This window comes from Petrotoga sp. 9PWA.NaAc.5.4, assembly GCF_002895485.1.
Taxonomy (GTDB): domain Bacteria; phylum Thermotogota; class Thermotogae; order Petrotogales; family Petrotogaceae; genus AZRK01.
The window spans coordinates 123,285-148,726 of sequence record NZ_AZRK01000015.1 but is presented as its reverse complement, the minus strand read 5'-3'; the positions used below and the strand labels follow the sequence as shown (position 1 = coordinate 148,726).

The window sequence follows — 25,442 nt, the reverse complement described above, 5'->3', positions numbered from 1 at the left end:
AAGTCAGCAGTTAGAAACGTCAAGAAAGATAATAGACAACCAAGTAGAACAAGCTATAGGGATAAATGAAGATGCTAAAGAATTGAATGAGATATCTTCAGAGTTGAAAGGGTTAGTTGAAAGCTTTAAGATATAAGATATGATTGATAATAAGCAAGGAAACTTTAATATTAGAGAAGGTGAATATTAAGTTGGCAGATTTTTTAGAAAGAAGAAGATCACCATTAAGTGTTATAGTGAAAGAAAAAATTATAGAATACATAGAACAGAAGAATTTAAAACCAGGAGAAAAGCTCCCTTCAGAAACAGATTTTGTAAATATATTTAATGTTAGTAGAGTAACGTTAAGAGAAGCTATAGCTCAACTATCTCAAGAAGGCATAGTTTGTAAAAAGCAAGGAAAGGGAACTTTTTTAAGAAAAAAGCCATTAAAGATGGAAAGCGGATTGGAAAATTTAGGTGGTGTCACAGAGGTTATCGAAAATCTTAATTATGAACCAAGCACCGAATACATAAAAGTAGAAATTACAGAACCAACTAAAGAAATAAAAGAAAAGTTAGATCTTAAAGAAGGTGAAAAAATTGTTACTTACTATCGCAAGAGATACGCGAATAAAGAGTTTGCCGTGTATTCTATAAGTTCAGTTCCAATAAAAATTTTCAAAGAGAATATACCAAAATTTTTTCCAAAAGAATCTATGATCAAATATTTTGAAGAGGATTTAGGAATAACCATAAATGGTGCTTTAGCGGAAATTCAGCCGTTTTTTTTCGATAAAAAAGAAGCTAAAAATTTGAAAATAAGTGAAGATATTTTATTTTTATTATTAAAGCAAACTGTTTATGATTATTCAAGTTTGCCTATTATTTATTCATTAGATTATTATAACGCTGCTTTATTTAAGTTTTATTTGAATAGAAAAAGGATTCATTAATAGGAGCTATCTTTAATTATTTTTTTATAGCAGCTAATGATAACATTTTAAAATATAAAAGTTAGAAAAATGGGAAAACAAAAACGTTAGATAAAGATGTGAAAGCGAAGAATATTTTTATAAATCTGAAGTTTGGTTTAATTATTAAAAGCATTTTTTATATTTATAAAGGCACCAAAAAGATTAAAAATAGAAGGAGATAATATAAAACTATGATAAAAGAAGAGATTTTAAACATTACTAAAAAAATAAATGAATTCGGACTTGTTAAAGGAACATGGGGTAATGTTTCTATTAAAAATGGAGAAAAAATATACATCACTCCGTCGGGTGTTCCTTATGATACCCTGAAAGAGAACGATATAGTTGAAGTAGATTTGGAGGGGAATATTTTATCGGGCAAAAATCCTTCTTCGGAGTTACCTACGCATTTAAAAATATATGCTGCAAGAGCAGATGTAAAAGTAGTGATTCACACACATCCAATTTATTCTACTGCAGTTTCATTGATCGTCGATCATATTCCGCCGTTAGTTGAAGACAGTGTTATGTTATTAGGAAGTAAAATAAACGTTGCGGAATATGCATTGCCAGGGACAAAGAGATTGGGGGAAAACAGTGTTTACGCTTTAGGAAGCAATAATGCGGTCATTCTAAAAAATCATGGAATAATAACTGTTGGTGAAACTTCGTCTGAAGCACTGGTAGCTTCGTTAATATGCGAAAAAACTGCTCAAATTTTTTTAGAGGCATTAAAGAGTGGTTTAAAAATATCTGAAATATCATCAGAAGATTCTTCCATTTTAAGAGAAAAATATCTCTCTTCTTATAGACAATAGAAATGGACATATAAAAACCAAAGTTACCTTTATATTTATTTTATATCCTTAGAATAGATTAGTAATTCATCGCGCTTGTACCAACCAGTTTTTTCGCAAAATGTTTTACCCAATTCGTTTTCATAATAAACAAAAAGGTGGCATTTTATTATGTCTTTTTTCTTTAGATTATCAAAAACCAAGTTTACCAGTTTCGTTCCTATTCCTTTTCTTCTGTAATCTTTATCAACAGCGAGATGGTAGAGATAGCCTCTTCTACTGTCTTCGCCGCATAAAATTGTGCCTATTATTTTTCCTTCTTCTTCACAGATGTAACTCGGCCTGTCCCCCTGTTATTGGAGAATAAATAAAGAAATCTTACTTTTCACAAAAATAGTTTTTGAATTAAAATAAGTATCTGAATTGTTCCCGAACATCTTATTAAATTCACTGGAATAAACCTTTTTATTTTTCATGTTCTCATCCCTTACTTTTATTTTATCATTTCCTTCATTTTTCTCCAATCTCTATTTGGAGTGATTATGTTTTGTAATAGGAGGGAATATGAGTAATTACATAAAACTTCAAAACAATTTAGAAGAATTGAATCTTAATGAAATCAAGAACAATTTAGATAAATATTTGAATTTAGTAAAAGAAGGAGAAAAGAGTTTTGTAGATGCGCTATATGAATTAAGTAGTTTAGAAATAAAAGCGAAAGAAAAAAGAGCGATGTATTCATGTGTAAGAATAGCAAACTTTCCTTTTTTGAAAGGTGTAGAAGATTTTGACTTTGCTTTTCAGCCAGGAATAAACAAACAGGAGATATTAGAAAATAGACTACAAAAAAGACTAAAACATTTTGCAAAGTACAAAGTACTTGTAATAGATGAGATAGGATATTTGCCAATAGATAATGACAGTTCTAACCTATTTTTTCAATTGATTTCAGAAAGATACGAAAAACATAGTACGATAATAATAACAAATACACCTTTTTCTGATTGGCAGGAAATATTTGGTTCTCCTGTGTTAGCTGTAAATGATAAAATAAAAAGGTATAAAAAGTTGCAAATAAAAATGTACAGAAATGAACATAAAAATGGTATCCTTCTTTAGGAGAGGAAATAGAAATAAGGACTTTAGAAATGATAATCTTCAGAAAATAAGGTTTTGAATTTAAAATGGGCCCAGGGCGGAGCCCTCTCCCCTCTCTTTCGCTACACATAGCGAAAAAGTTAAAAAAATTAGGAATTAATAAGGATTAGAATTGAGGAGGTATTTTGTAAAAAAATTAATTCTAAAACATATATATAATAAGGATTTTGGAATTTCTAAAGTGAGTAGAAATAGAAAGAAAAGGAGGAGAAGGATACCAAAGATGAAAGAATTAAAAAAGCAGTTAGAAATAATAAAGGTGATGGGAATGAAGTCAAATTTTTCTGAATTAGCAAGGATGTATGGGAATGATAGAAGGACAGTGAAAAGTATTATGAGGGGTGATTATGAGGTGTTTTAGCTGTTAGATATGGAATGAGTGTTGATCAGCTAGCAGATTCTATACATCCTCATCCTACATTAACAGAAACAATTCTTGGTGCAGAAGAAGGGATTGAAGGTTTGACAATTCATATTTAAACAAGTGATAAGTTGAAGAAGGGTTCGATACTTTTAAAAGAGCTAAAATAACCGTTCAATTAAGGTATATTGTGCTTCTATTATTCGTGTTGTTGATTGAAATATCTGCATCGTATAACATTTGCAAATTTTTTGCATTCATTACTTTTTCTTTTTCGCCACTGGAGATTATTTCACCGTTTTTTATCATTATTATTCTATCGCAAAATCTCAGAGCTAAATTTGGGTCATGCAATGCGGTTATGATCCCTTTCCCTCTCATGCTTAATTTTTTTAATTCTTTCATCAAAAGGTGTTGATTTTTAAAATCTAAATTAGATGTTGGTTCATCCATAATCAAGTAATCTGTATTTTGCATTAAAGCTCTCGCAATCAACACCATTTGTTTTTCCCCTCCGCTTAATTGGTTGTAATTCTTTTCTGCGAAATGGTGAATTTGGAAAAATTCTAAAATACTGAGTGCTTTTTTATAATCTGATTTTGTTGGCATGCTTCCAAATGATAAATATGGTGTAACTCCCATTGCTACAATATCTATTACTAAATATGAAAACACTGATGTATGTTCTTGGGGGACCATGCTTATAAGCTTTGCTATCTCTTTATTCTTTAAATGTTTAATATTAAAGCCTTCCAAGTATATTTCTCCGTTATTCGGTTTTAATACTCCATTTAAACATTTTAAAATTGTAGTTTTTCCCGAACCATTAGGTCCTAAAAGGCCTAACAGTTCTCCCCTGTTTAGCGAAAAGTTTATATTTTTAAGAATATTTTTATTCTTTTCATAAGAAAAATATAATTTTTGAACGGTTATCATTGATCCCACCCGCTTTCTCTTTTTTTAACTAAAAGATAGACAAAAAATGGGGCTCCTATAAAAGCAGTAACAATACTTATTGGGACTTCTGAAGTCGTTATAGTTCGTGCAATGTTATCCATTATTAATAAAAGTATCGAGCCTAATATACCAGAAGCTGGCAACATATATCTATGATTTGCACCTATTAAATATCTTGCAATATGTGGGGTAACCAAACCTATCCAACTAATTTGTCCTGCAACTGCAACAGTTGGGGCAACCATGATAGTACTTACAATTATCAAAAAAATCCGCATTCTATTAACATTTATTCCCATTGATATGGCTTCTTCTTCACCCATTGACATTACATTCAAATACCATCTTAGAATAATAAGAATAACTAATCCTGGTATCATAGTAATAACAGCAATATAGACTTCTCTCCATCCAGCTCTGTTAAAACTTCCCATTAACCAAAACACAATGTTTGGTAATTTTTCATAAGGATCAGCCAAATATTGTATTAAAGAAACTGATGCATTAAAAAATGAACTAACTGCCATTCCAGCTAAGACAAGAATGGTGATACCTTTTACCTTACTCCAAAGAGAGATAAAAAAAGTAAATGAAACTGCTATTAAACCAAATATAAATGATAATAAATAGGTGCCAAACATACTAAAACTAATTAAAATTGCTAAAGCCACTCCAAAAGCTGAGCCGGCAGAAACACCTAAGATGGTGGCAGATGCCAAAGGATTTCTAAAAACACTTTGATAAGTGGCTCCTGTGATTGATAACACAGCTCCCACGATTGTGACCAAAAGAATTCGTGGCAGACGAATGTGATAAAAAACTAACCAATCATTACTTTTTGCGGTTTCGTTGTTTAAAAGAATATTTTTAATCGTATTTGCTACTTCGGTAAAAGATATCGAGTATCTTCCAACAAAAAGAGACATTATAAAAGTAAGTAATAATAAAAAACCTAATAACCATAAAATTTTTCTTGGGTTCTTCACATTCATCATTTCACTCTTTTAGTTTTCAATAATGTTTAAGAGATCGGTATAATTCAATCCGTATAGTGTGTAGTAAAAATCGTCTGCTATTTCTATAAAGTCGACGTCGGTGAATAAGTCAGGATATAATTTCATTGCTAACCAAAGCATGGCTAAATATGAAGAGGGATTTGGGAAATCCCATGGTTCAAGTTTTGAAGGGAAACGGTATATTTCATTGTTTTGAAATGCCTTAATGCCTTGATATTTTTTTTCATTTAATAAAGCAGATATATCTCCTTGAAAAAGCTGTGAAGTAACTATTACTTCAGGATTCCAAGCTATTAGCTGTTCGGGAGATATCTTTACAAAACCGCTTTTGCTTTCTGCGACGGGATTAATACCCCCAGCCCACTCTATTAGATCGTTTTGAAGCATTCCTTTTCCTACGGTATCTAAAAGTTCAGAATTTGCGAAATAAACAACTTTTCTTTTTTCTTTAGGTAAAGACTTTGTTCTTTCTAATAAATTCAAAATATACTCAAACTTTTGGTCGATAATATTAGATTTTTCCTGAAGGCCTAAAACTTCGCCCAATAGCAAATTCGTTTCTCGAATCTCTTCAAGACTTTCTGGATTAATAATTATAGTAGAAATATTTATTTTTTCTAATATAGCTGCAGTTTCTTCAGCTTGATTATGGGGAAAAAGAATAACTATATCTGGGTGTAAAGAAGCTACAGTCTCTATGTTTATTCCGTTCTTTTTTGAACCTACTTTTGGTAACTCTGTTATCTTTGGATACAAAGCAATGAATAACTTTTCTGTAAAAGAACCATCGTCTACACCAACAAGCTTTTCTTGAGCATTTAAGGCAAAAATGAATTGTGTAGCCGGTTTGTAAGCAGCTACTATTCTATCAATTTTAGCAGGGACTTCAATTTCTCTTCCCATCATGTCTATTAAAGTTATAGATTCTGCAAAAAATAGAGTTGACAGAATTAGAAGTGAGTTAATGAAGAATGAAATATAAAGCTTTTTCATTGATTTGAAGCCTCCTTATAGATTCAAAATACTCACTTTGGAAAATATTCATTTCTAATCGAATAGGACAACAAAGATATAAAAAGATATAAAATTAGAAAGAAACTGTTAAATAAGCATTATCCCCTTCAACCATAATAGAATTATCAATTCTTCGCAAGTTAGTTGCAGGAATAGTAAGCCCTGTATATGTTATTTTTATTTCTCTTAATGATCCGTTTGATAATCCTATATTATTTGCTGGAGCGGTATCTAAATATCCTTCATCAATTAATTTGGGTATGCTTAAATTTGAAAAGTCATTGTTATAAATATAATAATTCATTAAAGCTACTTGTACATTCTTCATATCTGTAACAATTTTTGTTGCCTGAGCTTGATTAATAATTCCTTTTACAGATGGCACAGCAATGCTTGTAAGAATTGCTATAATTCCTAAAACGAGTAAAACTTCTATTAAGGTGAAACCTTCTTTAAGTTTTTTCCCCTTCATTTTATGCCCCCCTGAATTTGTAAGTGTTTTCGTTTTAATCTTTCCCAAAACTCATTAAAACCATATTATTATACCCAAAGTATTCTTAAAAGAAAGTACCACATTGGAGTAACTGTTAACAAACCGTCTATTCTATCCAACATGCCTCCGTGTCCAGGTAAAATCTCACCAGAGTCTTTAACATTATAGTATCTTTTGATTATTGATTCGGCGAGATCCCCAAGGGTATCAAAGAAACCAACCATAATAGAAATTATTATAGTTTGTAACCATGTGATCTTTGATAAAAGATCAAAAGAAGTTGCAATTAAACTAAATATTAATATATAAATAAAAGTAAAAAAGATTCCCCCTATTAATCCTTCCCAACTCTTTTTAGGGGAAAAAACTGGAGCTAATTTATGTTTTCCAAATTTTGATCCCACAAAGTATGCTCCTGCATCATAAGCCCAAACGGAAGTTAGAGCTAATATAGACATAGCCACACCATAATTTATATGAATCAAATAAAAATTTGAAAGAAAAAATGAAATATACAATAAACCTAACGTAGAAGATTCTATAAATCTTTTTGATTGGGAGGTATTTTTAGTTAACAAAAGTATGGAAAAAACAGAACATGCAAATGCTAAGAAAAAAATTAATTCAGCTTCAAAAGGTAAAATTCCTCTATATTCTGCTTCCAAAGCAAAACCATATATTAAACTCGAAGTACCTATTATAAATGTCAGTATAAGTTTTACTAAATTGTTATCTACATCTTTTGTGAACATCTCAATCAACTCAAAAGCTGATAGCATTACTATAGTGGTTACTAATCCTAAAAGCGTTGGATAACTAAGGTATGAAAATACAACCAAAGGTCCTATAATAATACCTGATAAAACTCTTGTAATTAGTTCTTTTTTATTCAAATGGGGTCACTCCATCGTTTGGGTTATGAATTGGGATTCCTCCAAACCGTCGTTCTCTTTTTGAGTAATCTAAAAGGGAAAGCAGATACTCTTCATATGTGAAATCTGGCCATAAAACATCTGTAAAATAAAACTCAGAATATGCTGATTCCCACAACAAAAAATTACTTAATCTCTTTTCACCCGCAGTTCTTATGATTAAGTCTGGATAAGGAACGTCTGGTAAATATAGATTTTTCTCAATATCTTTGATAGTTATTTCTTTTTTTCCTTCTTTAATTATTTTATTAACTGCATCTACTATTTCTTGTCTTCCACTATAATTCATAGCCATTATTAAATTAATGTTGTTAGCTTCTTGAGTCATTTGTTCAGTTTTTAAGCATGCTTGTGACACTTTTGGAGGAAGTTTATTTATTCTACCTAAGAATCGAACTTTTACGCCATTTTGTGTCATTTTGACGTAATTACTTTCAAAATAACGAACTAATAGATCAAAAAGAAATTCTATTTCTTCTTTTGGTCTTTTCCAATTTTCTTCTGAAAAAGTGTATAATGTAAGGTATTTAATGCCAAAATTTTTTGACCATTCTATAACCTTCTCAGCTGTTTCTGCACCTTTAAGATGCCCATAATTTCTATCTTTATTATTTTTTATCGCCCATCTTCCGTTACCATCCATTATTATTCCAACATGTGAAGGAAACTTTGAATAATCAATTGAAATGTTATCCATTTAAGACTCCATTATCTCTTTTTCTTTTCTTTCATAAATTTTTTCTGCTGCTTCTTCCATTTGTTTAAGAGCATCTTGAATTTCTTCTTCTATTTTCTTTGCTTCGTCTTCACTTAAAGAAGAGTTATTTTTTTGATCTTTAACAACCTTAATATCATCTCTTCTAATGTTTCTAAGAGCAACTTTCGTTTCTTCTAACATACTTTTAACGACTTTTACTAACTTTTTTCTTTCTTCTAAAGTTGGAGTGGGAAACTTTACTCTAATTACATTTCCATCGTTAATAGCATGAAAACCGAAATTGGAAGCATTGATAGCTTTTTCTATTGGTTCCAACATTTTTTTGTCCCAAGGTGTAATTATTACGGTTCTTTCTTCACCTATGTTTAAAGTAGCTAATTGGTTTATAGGTGTTGGAACACCATAATAATCTACTTTTATGTCTTCAAAAATAGCAGTACTTGGTCTTCCTGTTCTAATTTTTCTCAGTTCTTCTTCAAAATGTTCGAGAGTTTTTTTCATTTTTTCTTCTGCTTCTATTGCATAACTACTTTTTTTTGCCATAATTGCACCTCCTATAGCTTAATCTTTATGATCACTTTAGAAATTCTAAAATCTCCTCACTTATAATCTTTACTCACTTTAAAAATTCTAAACTTCACATTTTATAAATATTTCAGCGTTTAACTTTTTATAAAATACCTCTCCACTTCTAATCCTTACTAATTACTAATTTCTTTACCTTTTTCGGTATTTTTACCGAAGGAAGGGGGAAAGGGCTCCGCCCTGAACCCATTTTAAATTCAAATGCTTATTTTCTGAAAAATTATCATTTCTAAAGTCCCTATATAATCTTTACTAATTATGAGTTCTCTTAAATTCTTCGCTACGTGTAGCGAAAGAGAGGAAGGAGGGCTCCGTTCTGGACCCATTTTAAATTCAAAAAACTTATTTTCTGAAAAATCATCATTTCTAAAGTCCTTATCTAATACTTACCAACTATGAATTTCTTTAACTTCTTCGCTACGTGTAGTGAAAGAGGGGGGAGGGCTCCGTTCTGGACCCATTTTAAATTCAAAAACTTATTTTCTGAAAAATCATCATTTCTAAAGTCCTTATCTAATACTTACCAACTATGAATTTCTTTAACTTCTTCGCTACGTGTAGTGAAAGAGGGGGGAGGGCTCCGCCCTGGACCCATTTTAAATTCAAAAACTTATTTTCAGAAAATTATTATTTCTAAAGTCCTTACTTAATCTTTAATCATTTTCGAAAATCTTCATTTATAAAATCTATATGAAGATGAGTCAAATTAGTTGATATAATATAAGAAAACTAAAAACATAAAAACCTTTTCTTGGATAGCTTAATTCATATATAAATCTAAATAAACTTTTCAAAATAAATTATATCATAATATAAATTTTATTATTATAACTTGGAGGCAAGAAAAATGAAAAAAATTTTTAGTGTAACAATTGTTGTTTTATTCTTAGTTTTTAGCTTCTCGGTAAATTCAGAGTTTCTTGAGCTTGAGATAAATAATTACATTTTATCTAATCAAAATATGAGTGTACAAATAGAATTAAAAGGTGATAATGCAGGTTTTGTGAATAACATTTCCAACAACGAGTATTTATATCCTCTTATAAACAATCATAAATTTGTAATATCAGGAGTACAATTAATAAACGAAATTTCTACTATTTCGGAAAATTCAATTTCTTTTGTTTCTAAGGGTACTGATTTTGAGATCTACACAGAATATCTATTGAAAGATAAAACCTTACATATAAAAACCAAAATAAAAAACAAAACGGATTCAAATAAAAGAATTCAAATAAATGAAATATTAAATTACTCTGAAACATTCCCATATTTCTTTAAGACAAAAATATCTGATAACTATGCGTTCTTTTTGCAACAAGAATATGGAAGTTTAGGTTATTATTTATCAGAAAATCCCAGCTTTGAGAGATTGATCGCTAACGATAAAATGTCGACTTCTATTTCAATAATTAATGTGCATCCTTTTGAAACTATAGAATTCAAAAGGATTATAACTGTTGAAAAAAGCGTGGCAGATCTTGAAAAAGCTTATTTTGAAAAATTTAAAATTGACTACGAAAAAATAAAAGTAAAGGTTGAACTATCAAACGGAAAATCATCACAAGGGACAAGGGTTGTGCTACAAGACAAAATTAAAACAATAAAGTCAGTACAGTTTGTTAATAAAGATGGAGAAGCTTTATTCTATCTTCCGGGGGCTAAAGACGAAGATTTTGATGTAAAAGTAGATTTTGGTAATCTTCAAACAGAACCTGTAAGTATTTTAAACGAAAAAGTTTTAAGAGCCCACGTTTCAGAAAATTATTTTTATTTTATGCCTTTTCTCACAAATAAAACTGAAGAAGGTATTACCATAAACTTTAGAACTTTTATTCCCTCTAAGGTAAACATAAAAGTTTATTTAAAAGAAAATCCAGATTCATTTTCAGAATTTAAAAGTTCAATTCCTTTAGAATACAATAATATCCGAATTTCTGGGCTAAAACCCGGTAAAACATACTTGTATGTAGTAACCGTTGAGGATACTTATACTGAGAATATTTTACAGACCGTAGAAAAAGAGTTTCAAACTAAACCTGTTGATGAAGATATACAAAGTTTTGATTTTGTAAGTTATGGAGACACTCAAATTTATGATGAAAGGCATGCCTATGTGGTTGAAAGGATTGTAAAAGATAAAATCAATCCTGCTTTTGTGATAAAGCCAGGGGATCATACAGAAGAAGGAACTTCCGAAAAAAGTTGGTCTAAGTTTTTTGAAGCGGCGTATCCTTTAAGTTCAGAAATTCCTTATTATTTGGCACTCGGAAATCATGAAAGAAATAACACAATATATTATAAGGCCTTTAACTTGCCTAAAGGAGGAGGAGATTACTCAAAAAGATGGTATTCTTTTGATTATGGGAATTCGCATTTTGTAATTTTAGATTCTAATGTTTTAGAAGATTCCCCTTTGTATAAAGAACAATTGAATTGGTTGGAGAAGGATTTAAGAAATAGTCAAGAGAAAAAATTTATTTTTGTCATTTTTCATCATCCTTTTTGGACTACAGCAACTGAATATGGAAATATGAAAGAGAATTTGTCCGAAGGACATTACAACACCAAAAATTGGCTCCCTATTTTTAAAGAATATGGAGTTGATGTAGTAATAAATGGGCATATTCATGCTTATGAAAGATATTTCAAAGACGATATAATGTTTATAACAACAGGTGGTGGAGGAGCTAAATTGAATACAAGCCACGAAGCGCCTCCTTTAGATTGGCAAGTTAAACAGGAGATTGGTAAGTTACATTACGTGCATTTTGAAGTATATGAAGATTATATAAAAGTAGCAGTAAAAGCAGTGGCAAAAGTTGAAAACCCTCTTTTTCCTGAAAAATATGAAGAAATAAATCAAATAATAGATGAATTTTATATCTTTGAAAAAGTTTATGAAAAATAATAGCAATATAGATATGTATGGTTTCTAAATTAAGAACTTAAAAATCATTTGTACTACTTTAACTATAAAATATATAAAATATTAGAAGAGGCACAGGTCTCTTCTAATATTTATTAGCTATTACATTGTCTTTGTTTTAGAGCTGGATTTTTATAAAAATACTTTCGCTTGCGATCTACTATAAATTTAAAAGCTTATTTGATGAAAATTATTATTACTAAAGTATCTATACTAACCCTGAAAATCCCATAAAAGACATTGACAACAGTCCGGCAGTTATTAAAGCTAAAGCCGTTCCTTGAAAAGCTCGAGGGATATTGTTTAATTGCATTTTCTCTCTGATAGATGAAAATATTATCAAAGCTATAGCAAACCCCAATCCAGATGCAAAAGAATTTATTAAAGTTTCGATAAGAGTATAATTTGTCTGAGTATTTAATAAAGCAACTCCTAAAATCGCACAATTGGTTGTTATTAGTGGAAGATATATTCCAAGAGCTTCGTAAAGTGCAGGGCTAGTTTTTCTAATAAAAAATTCTACGAATTGTACTAATACAGCGATTATTAAAATAAACACAATAGTTTTTAAAAATTCTAATCCCATAATAACAAGCAGTTGATTTAGAAACCACGTTATGACTCCTGCCATAGTCATAACAAAAATAACGGCTATGGACATACCGATAGCAGAACTTTTGCTCCTTGAAACACCTAAAAAAGGACATATTCCTAAAAATCGAGAAAGAATTATATTATTAACTAAGGATGCAGATATGAATAATAAAATTAAATTCATTTTTTAGCACCTTCCTTTTTCTTCTTACTTTCTCTTGCTATACCAATTGAATTGAACATACTCAACAATAATCCCAACGTAATAAAAGCACCTGGTGGTAATATAAAAAGAGGCAATTTAAAAGCATCACTCCATACGGTTAATCCAAAGATGGTTCCATTTCCTAAAAGTTCTCTTACCGATCCGACTAATAATAAAGAACCTGTAAATCCCAAACCCATTCCTAAAGCATCAAAAATAGAATCGATAACATTATTTTTAGAAGCAAAGGATTCAGCTCTTCCCATTATGATACAGTTAACAACAATTAACGGTATAAAAATTCCCAATGTTTGCCATAAGTCATAAGTAAAAGCATGCATTAATAGATCTATAACAGTAACGAACGAAGAAATAACTACTATATATATAGGAATTCTTATATTTTTAGGAACGATTTTTCTTATCAAAGAAATAACGATGTTTGAAACAAGTAAAATTAAAAGGGTAGCTATGCCCATTCCTAAAGCATTTATTGCACTGGTTGTTGTGGCTAAAGTAGGACACATACCTAAAAATTGAACGAAGGTGGGATTATTTTTAATTAAGCCGTTAGTAAAATTTTTTACGTCTGCCATTTTTAAATCACTCCTTCGGTTTTAAGAAATTCAACTGCAGTGTTAATAGCATTTGTTACAGCTCTTGAAGTAATAGTTGAACCTGTCATTACATCGTTTGTTTTAATAATTCCTTGGTTTTTATATTCTTCGATTGCATTTTGAGGTATGTTCGCTCCAACATCGCGATCAACTTTAACACCTGAAAGCAATCCTTGTTCGGGTATTGGATAAAATCTTCTTTTTACCTGTTCTTCACCTATTCGTGCTCCCAATCCGGGAGTTTCTTGAGAATAGTCTGTGATTTCTATTTTATTTAGTTTAATCCCATCTTCATTTTTTACAAAAGATGCAATTGCTTTTACGTCTCCTCCGTATCCAACTCCAGATATATTCAACACGTATATTTCTTTATCCCCTTCTACGAATTTATAAGCAGGGGAATAAACCTTTGCACTTTTGGAAGTTGAGTATAGTACACCACTTGGATCTTCTTTCCATATTTTAGAATCTAAACTTTCTTTGTCTTTTGGGATATTAGTTATTAAATATTCTCCAGTTATAGGATCCTCCAAAACTTTTTCAACAGCTTTAAGAACATTGCTAAATTCAGTAGCCTCTATAGTGGATTGTACAAAATTATATACAACAGAAACTAAAAGGGCAGATGCAATCATAAAAGCTGCTAAAATAAAACCAGTTTTTATATAATCACGCATTTTTAGCACCACCTTTATGAGTGCCATAAATACGAGGTTTAAGCCAATCATCTATTAATGGTACTAAAGCATTCATAATAAGAATAGAAAATGAAACTCCTTCTGGATAGTTACCGAAAAATCTTATTATCATTGTCAAAGTTCCGGCTCCAATTCCAAACACAGCTTGACCTTTAAACGTCATTGGAGAAGTGACCATATCTGTAGCCATAAATAAAGCTCCTAAGATTAAACCTCCTGATAACAAATGAAACAAGGGAGTACCAAAAGTAGAAGGATTTATAAAATAAAAAATAGAACTAAATATCATAATCGTTGCTATATAAAAAACTGGGATCATTATTTTTATTCTTCCTTTTACAAGTAAATATACAAAACCGATTATCAATGCTAAAGCACTCACTTCGCCTATTGAACCTGGTATCCTACCGAGGAACATATCCCAATAACTATAATTTTGTATAGCTTGTTCTAAGCCCTGTTCAGAAAAAAGAGATAAAGGAGAGGCTGCTGTTAATATGTCAGGGTTTTTATAGTAAAAAGGAACATACCATGTTGTCATTGCAGTTGGAAATGAGATAATCATAAAAACTCTACCCACTAAAGCAGGATTAAAAAAGTTTTGGCCCAATCCGCCAAAAGCATGTTTGGCTATTATTATCGCAACACCTATTCCTAATAATATTTGCCACCAATTAACTGCTAAAGAAAGGTTCATTCCTAAGAGTAATCCTGTAACTGAAGCTGAAAAATCGGGTACAAAATCTTTTTGCCTTTTTAGAACACGAACGATAAAAAATTCAAGAAATTCAGCAAAAAACATACAAAATAGCATAATACCTAACGCTCTAATACCGAATATCCAGGTAGATACTATTACGGCCGGTACTAACGCTATTAAAACGTCCAACATTACGTTTCGTGTGGTATCAGTAGTTCTAAAGTGTGGAGCAGCTTGTAGACTAAGATTCAACTCAACCCCTCCTTTGTTTTATGACTTTAATAACTTTCTTGGTAGTACTAAAAGTTTTTGAGAGTTCTATATTTGATGGACATATGTAAGAACAGCAACCACATTCAATACAATCTAAAATACCATTTTCTTCAGCTACATCATTTTTCCTACTGTCCGCAAGTTTTTTTAGATAATAAGGCTGAAGGCCCATTGGGCAAACCTTGACACAAGAAGCGCATCTAATACATGGATATTCTTTTCTCGAAATGATTTCTTCTTTTGTCAATACAGTAATTGCGTTATTTCCTTTAAAAGTAGGTAAGTCTATACTGGAGAGAGGAATTCCCATCATAGGTCCTCCGTATAAAACTTTTTCAATTTCATCTTCTTTGACTAACCCAACAAAGTTTAAAAGATAAGAGACTTTTGTTCCTATTCTAAACCAGTAATTTCCAGGATTTTTAACTCCGCTACCAGTTAAAGTTATTCCTCTTTCTACCAGAGGTTTCCCATTTATTACAGCATCATAGATAGCATAAACAGTAGAGACGTTAATAACTAAAGTACCAATATCAATGGGTAGGCCACCAGATGGGACTTCCCTTTTTGTTATAGCATTTATGAGTTGTTTTTCCGCACCTTGCGGATATTTTGTTTTGAGTTGAGCTAATTCTACAGTATCTTCACTTTTTATTACTCCTCTAAGGGTTTCTAAGGCTTCTAATTTATTATCTTCTATTCCTATAACTGTTTTTTTGGGGTTTAAGGTATGCTGAAGGATTTTTATTCCCGTTATTATCTCTTTAGTTTTTTCTCGCATAAGCATATCGTCAATTGTTATATAGGGTTCACATTCTGCTCCGTTTATTATTAAATATTCAACTATCTTATCATCTGGTATATTTAATTTGACATGAGTAGGAAACATTGCGCCTCCTAAACCAACTATCCCGGCTTTCTTTATGATTTCAATAATTTCTTTTTTAGAAAATTTTTGGAAGTCTTCCGCATGTTCTACATACTCCCATTCATCTTCTGAAGTTCGTTTGATTACTATGGCATTATCCTTTCTTCCGGTAGATGCGTTAACCATAGATTCTATACCAACGACTTCACCTGTTACAGAAGAGTGAATATTTGCAGAAATATTCCCAACTGCTTGTGCAACAATTTGTCCGGTTTTAACTTTATCCCCTTCTTTAACAACTGGTTTAGCTGGGGTACCAGCATGGTTTGAGGTAAATAAATAAACATAATCAGGAAGAGGAAGACTTTGAATATGCTTATTACTTGTGGAATCCTTTTTTTGAGGAGGATGAACGCCTCCCTTAAAAGTGAAAACTTGCACAATATTTCCTCCTTCTACTTTATTATTTTTATTCTGTAAATTATAATAATTTCCAAAAAAAAATTATATCACAAAAAAACAAAGAAAAAATTTAAAAAGAATATTAAAGATTATTTTTACATTTTTGTTTATTAATCTTTTTTTAATTTTTAGTTAATATATAAACGTTATAATAATTAACAGTGAAATATATATTGGATGTAAATTTAACGTCCAAGCTTTTTAAAAAATAATTATTAATAGAATGGTATAATGTGTTAATATAAATTGTTTTTTGTTTACTTTAGTTTATTATCTAATTATTCTATAATTTAGAGACTTTAGAAATAATAACTTCGGAAAATAAGCATTTGAATTTAGAGCAGGTTGAGGGTAAAGCCCCCATCTTTTTTAGCTAAAAGTAGCGAAAAAGTTAAAAAAATTAAGAATTAGTGGGTATTAGAAGTGAGAGGATCTTTTATAAAAAATCAATTCTAATATAATAAGGATTTTAGAATTTTTAAAGTAAGTATTCTATAATTCTATAGAAGGTGAATTTTAATGTTAGAAAACGAAAAAGTTTATATTAAGTTAGATGAAGAGACGGATGATTGTTTGTTAAAATCAGATGATGAATTAGAAAGTATAACCTTGAGATTCAGAGACGACAAGAATTTAGTGACCGTTGAATCGATTATAAAAAAAATTAAGAATAAAGCTCAAAAAAATAATAATGTTATTACTTTTGAAGAAGTTGATGAATCGTTGCCTTTGTTTATAAATGACGAATTTACAATGGAATTTTTAGTGAAATTCTATGAAGAGTTAAAAAAGTCTAATATTTCTGTAGTGGATGCTTCAGATTTAGATAAATGTAAAGAATTAATTGAAAGCGAAGATTTAAATAAAGAAGATTCTAAAGAAAATGAAGAAGATTTAGAAGTAAAGGAAGAAGACTTGGATTCAAATGAAGAAGAAATAGAAAATTTTGAGGAAATTTTCGATGAATTTTCAGATTTAGAAGTTGAAATGTGTGACAATATTTCTATGCAAGATCCGATTAAAATTTATTTAAAAGAAATTAGTAAAAGTAAGCTTTTGACACCTTCAAGGGAAAGAAAGCTTGCAAGAAGAGCTAAAGCTGGTGACAGAAGGGCGAGGGAAGAACTTGTAAAGGCTAATTTGAGATTGGTAATTAGCATAGCCAAAAAATATGTTGGGCATGGTTTGAGCTTTTTAGATCTTATACAAGAAGGGAATATGGGTTTAATGAAAGCAGTTGATAAATTTGATTGGCGTAAAGGGTATAAATTTTCTACGTATTCTTATTGGTGGATAAGACAGTCTATAACTCGTGCAATAGCTGATCAAGGCAGGACAGTTAGAATACCTGTTCATTTGGTTGAAACTATTAATAGGATGAATAGAATAGTTAACAAATATGTTCAAGAAAATGGAGATGTTCCAAATCTTGAAGAACTTGCACAATTAATGGATAAACCACTTGATAAAATGAAAGAAATTCTTACAAGTGCTAAAAATATTTTCTCTTTAAATGCTCCTATTTCTAATGACTTTGAAAATGAAGGTGAAAATGAACTGCTTGATTTTATTGATACTGATATTCCCACTCCACAAGAAGAAGGCAGAAGGATGATTATCAGAGAGAAGGTAGAAAAAGTTATTGATACTCTTTCTCCAAAAGAAGCTTTAATTTTAAAAATGCGGTTTGGCTTTTTAGATGGAAAACAGAAAACTTTAGAGGAAGTAGGAGAATATTTTAACGTTACAAGAGAAAGAATACGTCAAATAGAATCTAAGTCTATAAGAAAATTGAAGCATCCTGCGCGAAAAAAGATGATTGAAAATATAATAAATGAATATTAAAAACATTTTCTTTTGAAATAATTGACAGACGCTGGCGCAAATGATATAATAATTTCTGAAAATTTATCTATAAAAATGGCCCCATAGGATAATGGTTAGTCCATTGGATTCTCAGTCCAAGAGTCAGGGTTCGATTCCCTGTGGGGCTGCCACTATAAAATATAAAATCCCCTTTTCAGGGGATTTTTTTAAAGTTTCTCCTTAGGAATACTTCCGCATTCCAAAACGTGAATATATAAATTTGAAGCCCAATCATGGGCATTTTTTAGTGTACTTCCTTTTATTATACAATTGATGAAGTTAGCTTCATATGCCGAAACTGCTTCTTCAAAATATTTTTTCTGATTAATTTTAATCTCAAGGACTTTATTTTGAAAAGATAAAAAATCTTTTGTTAAAATAATTTTGTTATCTGATCGGATATTTTTAGTTTTTTCTTGAAGTTCTTTGAAATTGTTTTCTGCTACCAAAAACACGAAATCACACGAAAACTGAGAATTTTCTGATATTTTATCTTCTCTAACATCTACATAAACTTTTCTATTTTTTGTATTTAGAAGTTCTATGATTTTTTCGTTCCATGAATTATACGAAATAAAAATATTCTTGATATTGTATAAATACTCTGCCAAAAAATCCGGATCTATTTTTAAATTTTCTTCTCTTGAATCTAAGTATTCTTTATTTTCTTCCAAATTTCTTACTTTTCTAGTATTTCCTTTAGGATTCTCTGCCCATATTATGGATATTTGTCTTGTATTTAATGTTTTTATTATTAAATCCATGTATTCGTCATTTCCCAAAAAACTAAGTATTGAAGGAGTAAGGGAATAATGATCCTTCAAATAGATAGCTAATCTTCCTCCTGGTCCACCAACTTCTGTTTTTATCTTTGTTTTATTATTATTAATTTCTATTATATGTTCGATTTCTATTCCTCCAAGTATGGCCAAATCAGGAATCTTCTCATAAGTAGCCATAGAAAGAATTTTTTCCTGATACTTATATAAAGTTTTCAACAGTTCCACCTCTTCTTTTTATATACAATCAAGGTTATTAAACTTTTGTACCGTTTTTGGAGGGATAAATCACGACCTTGCGATAAGGTTCAAGACCAATAGAATCAGTTATCAGTTTTGGATAATTTTTTTTAATATACTCATGGATAGCTCTTCTTTCAAACGAAAACATGGGAGCCAATTCAACTTTAGAATTAGTTTTCAAAACTTTTTCCGCAGCTTGTTCAGCTATAGTTTCCAAATTCTTTTTCCTTTTTCTTCTATATTCTCCGACATCTAATTTGACTTCAAATTTAGTATCTGTCATTCTGTTAACAAAAATCATCATTAAATGCTGTAATGCAGCTAAATTCCTACCTTGTTTTCCTATTATTTTACCTAAGTTGTCGCCTTCTAAATATACAATTATATTTTTATTGTAACACTTGATTCTTACATTAACATTTTCATCAAAATAAGAGAGTATAAGACTCAAAAAACCTTTAACTTTATTTGATAAATAATGTTCATTTGGATAAGCTTCAATAATAATAGGTTTTTTACCGATTCCAAAAAATAAACCTTTTGATGGTTCTTGAACTACTGTATAAGTTATTTCCTCAATTGAGGTGGCTTCAAATTCTTGAACAGCTTTTTTTAGTGCATTTTCTAAGTTATCTGCTTCAAATGTTTTTTCTTGTTTTACTTTTAACAACTCAATAATTCACCTCCTGATTGGCTTTGCGCCCAACCCAAAAAGTTCTCTAACAGTAATACCTTTAACTTTGTATATTTTATTGTAAACAAAGGTTAAAAAAGTCTGTATAATTGAATTCATTGCATAGTATACAAATACTCCTACCGGTAATCCTATTAATATGAATGGGAATACTACCGACATTATTACTGATGTCCAAGCAGTTCGAGCATCTTGAGACATTAATAAAGCGTTTATTAAAGAAGCAATTATGGCTATTAACAGCAAAGGAAAATTAGCTCCAAATCCTCCAACGGAAAGATCGTTCCAAAAAATAAAATGCGGGTTATAAGCGTAACTTCCCTCAAAGTAATATATAACCTGCCATAAGATAATCATGATCGGTAAAGGTATCAATGAAGTTAAACAACCGCTTGCGGGGTTTACACCTTTTTCTTTATACAATTTTAAAGTTTCTTCTTGCTGCTTTTGAGGATTTTTATATTTTTTTCTTATTTTATCAATTTCAGGCTGGAGTTTTCTCATTTCGATCGCAGATTTTTTTTGTCTTCCATAAATTGGAAATAATATTGCGTTCACTATAAGTGTAAACAAGATTATAGCCCACCCGAAGTTACCAGTTACTTTAAAGAGCCACCAGAAAAAGGATACGAACCAATAAAAAATATTAGAGAAAAATCCAAATTTCCCTAAATCTTTCATTAAAGTAATGATGTTTGAATATATATTACCTTCTTCTATATGTCCAAAAGTTTCTCTAATAAAAATTTTTTTGGTAGGTCCTAAATATGAAGTTACAATATTATTTCTACCATTAACTTTAAAAAGGTAGTTATTTTGATTTAGTTCGACGTTGTTTGGTAAGTGTAGAGCTAACGTGGCATCTAAAGCTACGCCAGTTAGAGGAGATTTATTGATGTAAGACACAAAAACATTTTTATCGTATCTAATACCATCTGAAAATGATATAGAAGGAATAGAAATAAAAGCATTTATACCATCAAATTCTACATCAAAATGATAGTTTGGATCATTATAAAACCTATAAGTTTTTCTGCCTCCGCCAGGGAATAAATAATTAATTTCTATATAAGACTGGTTATCTGGTATTGTATAGTAGTAATCTACAGGTAATATTTCTTCCAAAGTATTCGGATCTAAAACATCAAAACTATCACTAATATATTCATAGACCAGATTGAACTTTTTGGTTCTACTATCAAAAAGCTCAAAAGATAGGATATGGCCTTTTTGGTCAAGTTTTAATCTATATAGTTTCATTTCAATATTTAATTCCTGATTTAAAGAACTTTCACTTATATTTATCGTCGGAATCGAAAAGACTAATATATTAGTAAAAAATAGACACAATGTCAAAAACAAAAATTTTTTCAACCTTTACACTCCTTCAATTATTGATATATAATCACTTTAGAAATTCTAAAATTCACATTTTATAAATAGTTTATTGTTTAATTTTTTATAAAATACTTTCACAATTCTAATTCTGACAATTCTCTATTTCTTTAACTTCTTATATACTTGTACGGAAAGAGGGAAAGGGGAGGGCTCTGCCCTGAACCCACTTTAAATTCAAAAGCTTATTTTTAGAAAATTCTCATTTCTAAAGTGACTATTATTTTGAATATACTTTATGTTTATTAGTTTATTTTTTTTCGTTAACAGGTTTCTTATACTTATGAGCAAGAAAATAAAAAACATCCGGTACAGGATCATATCCTCCATGGTGAAAAGGATTGCACCTTAAAAATCTTCTAAAACCGAGGTATAGACCTTTAATTGTTCCAAATTTCTCAACTGCTTCGTATGTATAAGAGGAACAAGTTGGTAAATATCGACATTTTGGGAGAGTAGCTGGAGAAATTTTAGTTTGATAAAATTTGATTGCCTTTAGAACCAAATTTCTCATCATTTAATTTTAACTCCTTAAACGCAGTTAGTATACTCTCTCTTAATTCCGCATAAGATATATTATTGAAGTTATCAGATAAATACTTTCTTGGCAAAAATATCAGATCGTATCCTTTTGGAAACTCTGATTTATTTGTTCTATAGATTTCTCTAACATATCGTTTAATTTTATTTCTCTGATTAGCTTTTCCAAACTTTTTTCTAACTACTATGGCTATTCTACTATAGTTTAAACCATTTTTTAAATACACAGCTACAAAATAGATATTTATTAAACGATCACCTTTTTCAAAAACCTTTTTAATATCTTTTTGATATCTTATCCTTTCTTTTTTACTGAATTTGTTGTTTTCCATAAACTTTATTTTAAACTGCTAATCGTTTTCTGCCCTTTGCTCTTCTTCGTCTGAGAACGTTTCTTCCTCCAGGAGTCCTTTTTCTTGCTAAAAATCCATGAGTTCTACTCCTTTTTCTCCTTGAGGGTTGATAAGTTCTTTTCATTGCTCCACCTCCAATTTATTATTATCGATTTCAAAGTTATCGAATATATTATAATGATTAAATGTTTTAATGTCAATAAAAGGAAGTAACAAATTTTTTTTGGACAAAAGATTTTAACACTTTTCTAATAATATCTTATAAGAATTTAAATTAACAATGTTAGAATAAAATTGATTATGAGATTATTAAATACTCATAAATGATAATTTTAAGAATAATGGTTTAAATTTAAATCTGTCAATAATGGTTTAATATAGTTATATTGGAGTAGTTGAAGGAGTGAAATAAATGAAAATGAATTATGACTGTCTTAATTGTACATTCAGTTACGGATTCGAATTGATATCTAAAATTAAAAATAGTAAAGGTGTATCTGATGATGAATTATTTAATAAATATAAAGAATTACTCGTTGATACTTTACTTCAGGTTGATTATTCTACTGATTCTTCAGACCTTCTAAAAATTTTTTACGACGCATTTTTTAAAATTTTTGGGGAAAAAGATTATTTTGAAACCGAAAAAACCAACACAAATTCACTTTTTATAGAAATATATGACGATTTGCTGGATTTTTGCATGTCAAGTGAAGATCCACTATATTCTGCTTTTAAACTATCATTATTGGGAGAACTTTTTTCACATAATTCAGAAAATTCTTTTGGAGAATTGGAAATAGAAATACAAAGTTTTTTTAAGAATAAAGAAATATCCATAAATGATTATGAAAGCTTTAAAAAAGATCTGGAAAATGCAAAATTCTTACTTTTTATACATAATTATGCAGGAGAAATAGTTTTTGATAAGGTCTTTATTAAAATTATTAAAGAATTTAAACCAGATATAATAATACATTCAGCATTAAAATCAAAGCCCATATATAAATGTGCTACGAGCAAAGATTCTGAAGAAATCTTTTTAAAAGAAGTTTCATTGCCTTTTGAAAGTGGTTCTAAATATATAGGGACTCACCTGGAATTAACGAATAATACCTTTAAAAATATTTTTGATAAAGCTGATATAATTATAGCAAAAGGGCAGCAGAATTTTGAAAGTTTGTATCAAGAGAATCTGAATAAGCCCATTTATTTTTCTTTTATTGTAGATTGTAAATCAATATCAAATTTTTTTGAGGTTAACAAAGGAGCTTTGATATTTAAAAAAATAGAGAGTTTTGCTAAATTAAAAAATTCTTTTTAAAGAATTCGAGACTTAGTAAATAAACGAAATATAGATTTGAGAATGGAACTTTCTAAAAAATAAGATCTTGAATTTATAATGGGTTTAAAGCAGAACCTTTTTTTCTCTCCTTCGCTAAACGTAGTGAAAAAGTTAAAAAATGAATAATTAGATATGACTTTAGAAATAAAGATTTTGATTTATAATGTGGGTCAAGGGCGGAGCCCTCTCCCCCTTACTTCGGTACAAGTACCAAAAAAGGTAAAGAAATTAGGAATTAGTAAGGATTAGAAGTGGGGAGATATTTTGTAAAAGAATCAACGCTAAAATATACATATAATAAGGATTTTGGAATTTCTAAAGTGGGTATTAAATAAAAACATGAGGAGGGGAAGTAAAATGAAAAGATTAACAAGTATCATAGTGTTGTTTTTGCTTGTTGGATTTATTTTTTCGCAGCCAACGCATTTGGTTATTTTCCATCTCAATGATACTCATGGACATGTTTGGGGTAGTGAAGAAGGCGGAGGGTTTGCAAGGATTGCAACTATTATAAATCAAGCAAGAGAAGAAGTTAAAAATGAAAATGGTTATGTTCTTTTTTTACACGCCGGTGATGTGAACACGGGAATACCGGAATCAGATCAGTTAGATGCAATTCCCGACTTTTTAACTTTACACTATATGGGATTGGATGCTATGACTCTCGGAAATCATGAATTCGACAAACCTTTTGAGGTTTTAGAGATGCAGAAAAAAGTAGCGGAATTTCCTTTTGTTGCGGCAAATTTTGTTGACAAAGAAAAAGGTGGACCTGTTTTTGAACCTTATATTATAAAAGATTATGAAGGGCTAAAAGTTGGAATTATAGGACTTGCTACTGAACAAACAAATGTTTTAGAACCTATTTATTTAGAAGATAAAACAATTGTTAACGCCAAAGAAGTTTTAGAAAAATATCTTCCAATAGTTCAGAAAAAATCTGATATAGTAATAGTACTTTCACATTTAGGATACTATGAAGAAAACCAAATTCCTAATTTGCCCATCAAATTTACGACAACTAATGAATTAGCAGAATATTTTGAAGGAATTGATGTAATTATAGATGGTCATACACATACACTTCTTGAAAAACCTGTTGTAATTAATGACGTTATAATTGCACAGGCCGGTCAACATGCCAATTATTTGGGAAGACTTGATTTGTGGGTTGAAGATGGCCAAATATTAGACTGGCGAGGGCGAGTGATACCCGTGACTTCAGATATTCCAGAAGATCCTTTTATTAAAATGATTGCTGATATGTTTTATCAATTAGGTTCCGCAGCTTTAGACGAAGTTGTAGGTGAAACAAAGGTTTTCTTAGATGGTGAAAGGTCTAAGGTTAGAAGTAATGAAACTAACCTCAGTAATTTAATTACCGATGGAATGATTTGGAAAACAGGAGCAGATATTGCGTTTATGAACGGTGGAGGCATAAGAGCTTCTATTGATGTTGGTGAAATAACTTACAGAGATATATTGACCGTCATGCCATTTGGAAATACCCTGTATGTTTTAGAATTAACAGGAAAAGATATTATGGATGTTTTAAATTATGCTGCTACAATTCCTGATGGGCAAGGAGCTAAATTGCATGTTTCAGGTTTAACCGCAGAGATAAAGGATGGTAAGCCGCAGAATGTTAAAGTAAATGGGGAGCCTTTAGATTTGAATAAAACTTATAAGGTAGTTACTAACAATTATGTAGCTGCTGGTGGTGACGGTTACACGATGCTTGCAGGTAAACCTGGTTACGATACTTATTTTAGAGATGCCGATGCTTTAAGGGAATACATAGCTTATTTGGGAGTAATAGAAGATTATACTTCAGAAGAAAGATTGATAGAATTGGATCGAGTTAAATAGATGATTTATCTTTATAAAATAAAAG

26 protein-coding genes, 1 tRNA gene and 1 pseudogene are annotated in these 25,442 nt (G+C 30.1%); 9 read left to right on the top strand and 19 right to left on the bottom strand.

Annotated features, from left to right (window positions below; translation table 11 throughout):
- Positions 1–191: 191 nt before the first annotated feature.
- Positions 192–935, top strand: a complete 744-nt coding sequence (locus X924_RS06325; RefSeq protein WP_158245334.1) for a GntR family transcriptional regulator — start codon at positions 192–194, stop codon at positions 933–935.
- A gap of 212 nt (positions 936–1,147) precedes the next feature.
- Positions 1,148–1,774 (top strand): class II aldolase/adducin family protein, encoded by a 627-nt coding sequence (locus tag X924_RS06320; protein WP_199172652.1) that lies wholly within the window; start codon positions 1,148–1,150, stop codon positions 1,772–1,774.
- Between the two features lie 35 nt (positions 1,775–1,809).
- Here the strand turns inward: X924_RS06320 and X924_RS06315 are convergent.
- Positions 1,810–2,088 (bottom strand): annotated as a pseudogene (locus X924_RS06315) (GNAT family N-acetyltransferase); the annotation flags it as partial.
- Between the two features lie 229 nt (positions 2,089–2,317).
- On the opposite strand from X924_RS06315, the gene X924_RS06310 reads away from it, so the two are divergent.
- Together X924_RS06310 and X924_RS10155 are read left to right on the top strand one after the other, a co-directional pair.
- Complete coding sequence (locus X924_RS06310; RefSeq protein WP_304528441.1) at positions 2,318–2,872, top strand: ATP-binding protein; 555 nt, start codon at positions 2,318–2,320, stop codon at positions 2,870–2,872.
- Positions 2,873–3,134: 262 nt separating this feature from the next.
- Positions 3,135–3,272, top strand: a complete 138-nt coding sequence (locus tag X924_RS10155; RefSeq protein ID WP_158245333.1) for a hypothetical protein — start codon at positions 3,135–3,137, stop codon at positions 3,270–3,272.
- A 174-nt stretch (positions 3,273–3,446) separates the two neighbouring features.
- Here X924_RS10155 and X924_RS06305 read toward each other — a convergent pair whose 3' ends face one another.
- The 7 genes from X924_RS06305 to frr all read right to left on the bottom strand — a co-directional run bounded on the left by X924_RS06305 (position 3,447) and on the right by frr (position 8,945).
- Positions 3,447–4,208: an ABC transporter ATP-binding protein gene (locus X924_RS06305; protein ID WP_121958083.1), complete on the bottom strand. Its 762-nt coding sequence runs from the start codon at positions 4,206–4,208 to the stop codon at positions 3,447–3,449.
- The gene (locus X924_RS06300; protein ID WP_233186596.1) at positions 4,205–5,221 is read right to left on the bottom strand and encodes an iron ABC transporter permease; all 1,017 of its coding nucleotides are present in this window, start codon (positions 5,219–5,221) and stop codon (positions 4,205–4,207) included. The genes X924_RS06305 and X924_RS06300 overlap by 4 nt, the downstream gene beginning before the upstream one ends.
- 12 nt (positions 5,222–5,233) lie before the next feature.
- The gene (locus X924_RS06295) at positions 5,234–6,238 is read right to left on the bottom strand and encodes an ABC transporter substrate-binding protein (protein ID WP_121958081.1); all 1,005 of its coding nucleotides are present in this window, start codon (positions 6,236–6,238) and stop codon (positions 5,234–5,236) included.
- A gap of 94 nt (positions 6,239–6,332) precedes the next feature.
- Positions 6,333–6,731 carry a type II secretion system protein gene (locus X924_RS06290; protein WP_121958080.1) on the bottom strand — a complete coding sequence of 133 codons (399 nt, stop codon included), beginning with the start codon at positions 6,729–6,731 and terminating at the stop codon, positions 6,333–6,335.
- 68 nt (positions 6,732–6,799) lie between these two features.
- Positions 6,800–7,645 carry a phosphatidate cytidylyltransferase gene (locus X924_RS06285; protein WP_121958079.1) on the bottom strand — a complete coding sequence of 282 codons (846 nt, stop codon included), beginning with the start codon at positions 7,643–7,645 and terminating at the stop codon, positions 6,800–6,802.
- Positions 7,638–8,381 carry a polyprenyl diphosphate synthase gene (gene uppS / locus X924_RS06280; protein ID WP_121958078.1) on the bottom strand — a complete coding sequence of 248 codons (744 nt, stop codon included), beginning with the start codon at positions 8,379–8,381 and terminating at the stop codon, positions 7,638–7,640. The genes X924_RS06285 and uppS overlap by 8 nt, the downstream gene beginning before the upstream one ends.
- Positions 8,382–8,945, bottom strand: a complete 564-nt coding sequence (gene frr, locus X924_RS06275; RefSeq protein WP_121958077.1) for a ribosome recycling factor — start codon at positions 8,943–8,945, stop codon at positions 8,382–8,384. It lies immediately after the preceding gene.
- An 889-nt stretch (positions 8,946–9,834) separates the two neighbouring features.
- On the opposite strand from frr, the gene X924_RS06270 reads away from it, so the two are divergent.
- Positions 9,835–11,898, top strand: a complete 2,064-nt coding sequence (locus X924_RS06270) for a metallophosphoesterase (RefSeq protein ID WP_121958076.1) — start codon at positions 9,835–9,837, stop codon at positions 11,896–11,898.
- 226 nt (positions 11,899–12,124) lie between these two features.
- On the opposite strand, the gene rsxA is transcribed toward X924_RS06270, so the two are convergent.
- Genes rsxA through rsxC form a run of 5 tightly spaced genes read right to left on the bottom strand, consistent with a single transcriptional unit; the run spans position 12,125 to position 16,312 of the window.
- Complete coding sequence (gene rsxA, locus X924_RS06265) at positions 12,125–12,694, bottom strand: electron transport complex subunit RsxA (protein ID WP_121958075.1); 570 nt, start codon at positions 12,692–12,694, stop codon at positions 12,125–12,127.
- On the bottom strand, positions 12,691–13,311 hold the full coding sequence (gene rsxE, locus X924_RS06260; RefSeq protein ID WP_121958074.1) for an electron transport complex subunit RsxE: 621 nt from the start codon (positions 13,309–13,311) through the stop codon (positions 12,691–12,693). The genes rsxA and rsxE overlap by 4 nt, the downstream gene beginning before the upstream one ends.
- A 2-nt stretch (positions 13,312–13,313) precedes the next feature.
- Positions 13,314–14,009, bottom strand: a complete 696-nt coding sequence (locus tag X924_RS06255; protein ID WP_121958073.1) for an RnfABCDGE type electron transport complex subunit G — start codon at positions 14,007–14,009, stop codon at positions 13,314–13,316.
- On the bottom strand, positions 14,002–14,982 hold the full coding sequence (locus X924_RS06250) for an RnfABCDGE type electron transport complex subunit D (protein WP_121958072.1): 981 nt from the start codon (positions 14,980–14,982) through the stop codon (positions 14,002–14,004). Before X924_RS06250 ends, X924_RS06255 begins: the two co-directional genes overlap by 8 nt.
- 1 nt (position 14,983) lies before the next feature.
- Positions 14,984–16,312: an electron transport complex subunit RsxC gene (gene rsxC, locus X924_RS06245; RefSeq protein WP_121958071.1), complete on the bottom strand. Its 1,329-nt coding sequence runs from the start codon at positions 16,310–16,312 to the stop codon at positions 14,984–14,986.
- A gap of 540 nt (positions 16,313–16,852) precedes the next feature.
- Here rsxC and X924_RS06240 point away from each other — a divergent pair.
- Both X924_RS06240 and X924_RS06235 read left to right on the top strand, forming a co-directional pair.
- On the top strand, positions 16,853–18,178 hold the full coding sequence (locus X924_RS06240; RefSeq protein ID WP_121958070.1) for a sigma-70 family RNA polymerase sigma factor: 1,326 nt from the start codon (positions 16,853–16,855) through the stop codon (positions 18,176–18,178).
- Positions 18,179–18,255: 77 nt separating this feature from the next.
- Positions 18,256–18,330, top strand: a tRNA-Glu gene (locus X924_RS06235).
- A gap of 36 nt (positions 18,331–18,366) precedes the next feature.
- On the opposite strand, the gene X924_RS06230 is transcribed toward X924_RS06235, so the two are convergent.
- From X924_RS06230 to rpmH, 6 genes are all read right to left on the bottom strand, one after another.
- Positions 18,367–19,197: a hypothetical protein gene (locus tag X924_RS06230; RefSeq protein WP_121958069.1), complete on the bottom strand. Its 831-nt coding sequence runs from the start codon at positions 19,195–19,197 to the stop codon at positions 18,367–18,369.
- A 37-nt stretch (positions 19,198–19,234) separates the two neighbouring features.
- Entirely contained in the window at positions 19,235–19,891 is a 657-nt protein-coding gene (jag, locus tag X924_RS06225) for an RNA-binding cell elongation regulator Jag/EloR (RefSeq protein WP_121958068.1), read from the bottom strand.
- Between the two features lie 9 nt (positions 19,892–19,900).
- The gene (gene yidC, locus X924_RS06220; protein WP_121958067.1) at positions 19,901–21,289 is read right to left on the bottom strand and encodes a membrane protein insertase YidC; all 1,389 of its coding nucleotides are present in this window, start codon (positions 21,287–21,289) and stop codon (positions 19,901–19,903) included.
- A 271-nt stretch (positions 21,290–21,560) separates the two neighbouring features.
- The gene (gene yidD, locus X924_RS06215; protein WP_121958092.1) at positions 21,561–21,824 is read right to left on the bottom strand and encodes a membrane protein insertion efficiency factor YidD; all 264 of its coding nucleotides are present in this window, start codon (positions 21,822–21,824) and stop codon (positions 21,561–21,563) included.
- Positions 21,781–22,182, bottom strand: a complete 402-nt coding sequence (gene rnpA / locus X924_RS06210) for a ribonuclease P protein component (RefSeq protein ID WP_121958066.1) — start codon at positions 22,180–22,182, stop codon at positions 21,781–21,783. Before rnpA ends, yidD begins: the two co-directional genes overlap by 44 nt.
- Positions 22,183–22,192: 10 nt before the next feature.
- The gene (gene rpmH / locus X924_RS06205; protein ID WP_121958065.1) at positions 22,193–22,327 is read right to left on the bottom strand and encodes a 50S ribosomal protein L34; all 135 of its coding nucleotides are present in this window, start codon (positions 22,325–22,327) and stop codon (positions 22,193–22,195) included.
- A gap of 288 nt (positions 22,328–22,615) precedes the next feature.
- Here rpmH and X924_RS06200 point away from each other — a divergent pair, with 288 nt between their 5' ends.
- Positions 22,616–23,527, top strand: coding sequence for a DUF89 domain-containing protein (locus X924_RS06200; RefSeq protein ID WP_121958064.1), 912 nt, complete (start codon positions 22,616–22,618; stop codon positions 23,525–23,527).
- A gap of 378 nt (positions 23,528–23,905) precedes the next feature.
- Positions 23,906–25,417 (top strand): 5'-nucleotidase C-terminal domain-containing protein, encoded by a 1,512-nt coding sequence (locus tag X924_RS06195; RefSeq protein ID WP_121958063.1) that lies wholly within the window; start codon positions 23,906–23,908, stop codon positions 25,415–25,417.
- Positions 25,418–25,442: the final 25 nt, after the last annotated feature.

Bases quoted from the DNA above. Each gene is read 5' to 3' on its own strand.
- X924_RS06320 (WP_199172652.1), top strand. From the start codon at position 1,148: ATGATAAAAGAAGAGATTTTAAACATTACTAAAAAAATAAATGAATTC.
- X924_RS06310 (WP_304528441.1), top strand. From the start codon at position 2,318: ATGAGTAATTACATAAAACTTCAAAACAATTTAGAAGAATTGAATCTT.
- X924_RS10155 (WP_158245333.1), top strand. From the start codon at position 3,135: ATGAAAGAATTAAAAAAGCAGTTAGAAATAATAAAGGTGATGGGAATG.
- X924_RS06305 (WP_121958083.1), bottom strand. From the start codon at position 4,208: ATGATAACCGTTCAAAAATTATATTTTTCTTATGAAAAGAATAAAAAT.
- X924_RS06300 (WP_233186596.1), bottom strand. From the start codon at position 5,221: ATGAATGTGAAGAACCCAAGAAAAATTTTATGGTTATTAGGTTTTTTA.
- X924_RS06295 (WP_121958081.1), bottom strand. From the start codon at position 6,238: ATGAAAAAGCTTTATATTTCATTCTTCATTAACTCACTTCTAATTCTG.
- X924_RS06290 (WP_121958080.1), bottom strand. From the start codon at position 6,731: ATGAAGGGGAAAAAACTTAAAGAAGGTTTCACCTTAATAGAAGTTTTA.
- uppS (WP_121958078.1), bottom strand. From the start codon at position 8,381: ATGGATAACATTTCAATTGATTATTCAAAGTTTCCTTCACATGTTGGA.
- frr (WP_121958077.1), bottom strand. From the start codon at position 8,945: ATGGCAAAAAAAAGTAGTTATGCAATAGAAGCAGAAGAAAAAATGAAA.
- X924_RS06270 (WP_121958076.1), top strand. From the start codon at position 9,835: ATGAAAAAAATTTTTAGTGTAACAATTGTTGTTTTATTCTTAGTTTTT.
- rsxA (WP_121958075.1), bottom strand. From the start codon at position 12,694: ATGAATTTAATTTTATTATTCATATCTGCATCCTTAGTTAATAATATA.
- rsxE (WP_121958074.1), bottom strand. From the start codon at position 13,311: ATGGCAGACGTAAAAAATTTTACTAACGGCTTAATTAAAAATAATCCC.
- X924_RS06255 (WP_121958073.1), bottom strand. From the start codon at position 14,009: ATGCGTGATTATATAAAAACTGGTTTTATTTTAGCAGCTTTTATGATT.
- X924_RS06240 (WP_121958070.1), top strand. From the start codon at position 16,853: ATGTTAGAAAACGAAAAAGTTTATATTAAGTTAGATGAAGAGACGGAT.
- yidD (WP_121958092.1), bottom strand. From the start codon at position 21,824: ATGAGAAATTTGGTTCTAAAGGCAATCAAATTTTATCAAACTAAAATT.
- rnpA (WP_121958066.1), bottom strand. From the start codon at position 22,182: ATGGAAAACAACAAATTCAGTAAAAAAGAAAGGATAAGATATCAAAAA.
- rpmH (WP_121958065.1), bottom strand. From the start codon at position 22,327: ATGAAAAGAACTTATCAACCCTCAAGGAGAAAAAGGAGTAGAACTCAT.
- X924_RS06200 (WP_121958064.1), top strand. From the start codon at position 22,616: ATGAAAATGAATTATGACTGTCTTAATTGTACATTCAGTTACGGATTC.
- X924_RS06195 (WP_121958063.1), top strand. From the start codon at position 23,906: ATGAAAAGATTAACAAGTATCATAGTGTTGTTTTTGCTTGTTGGATTT.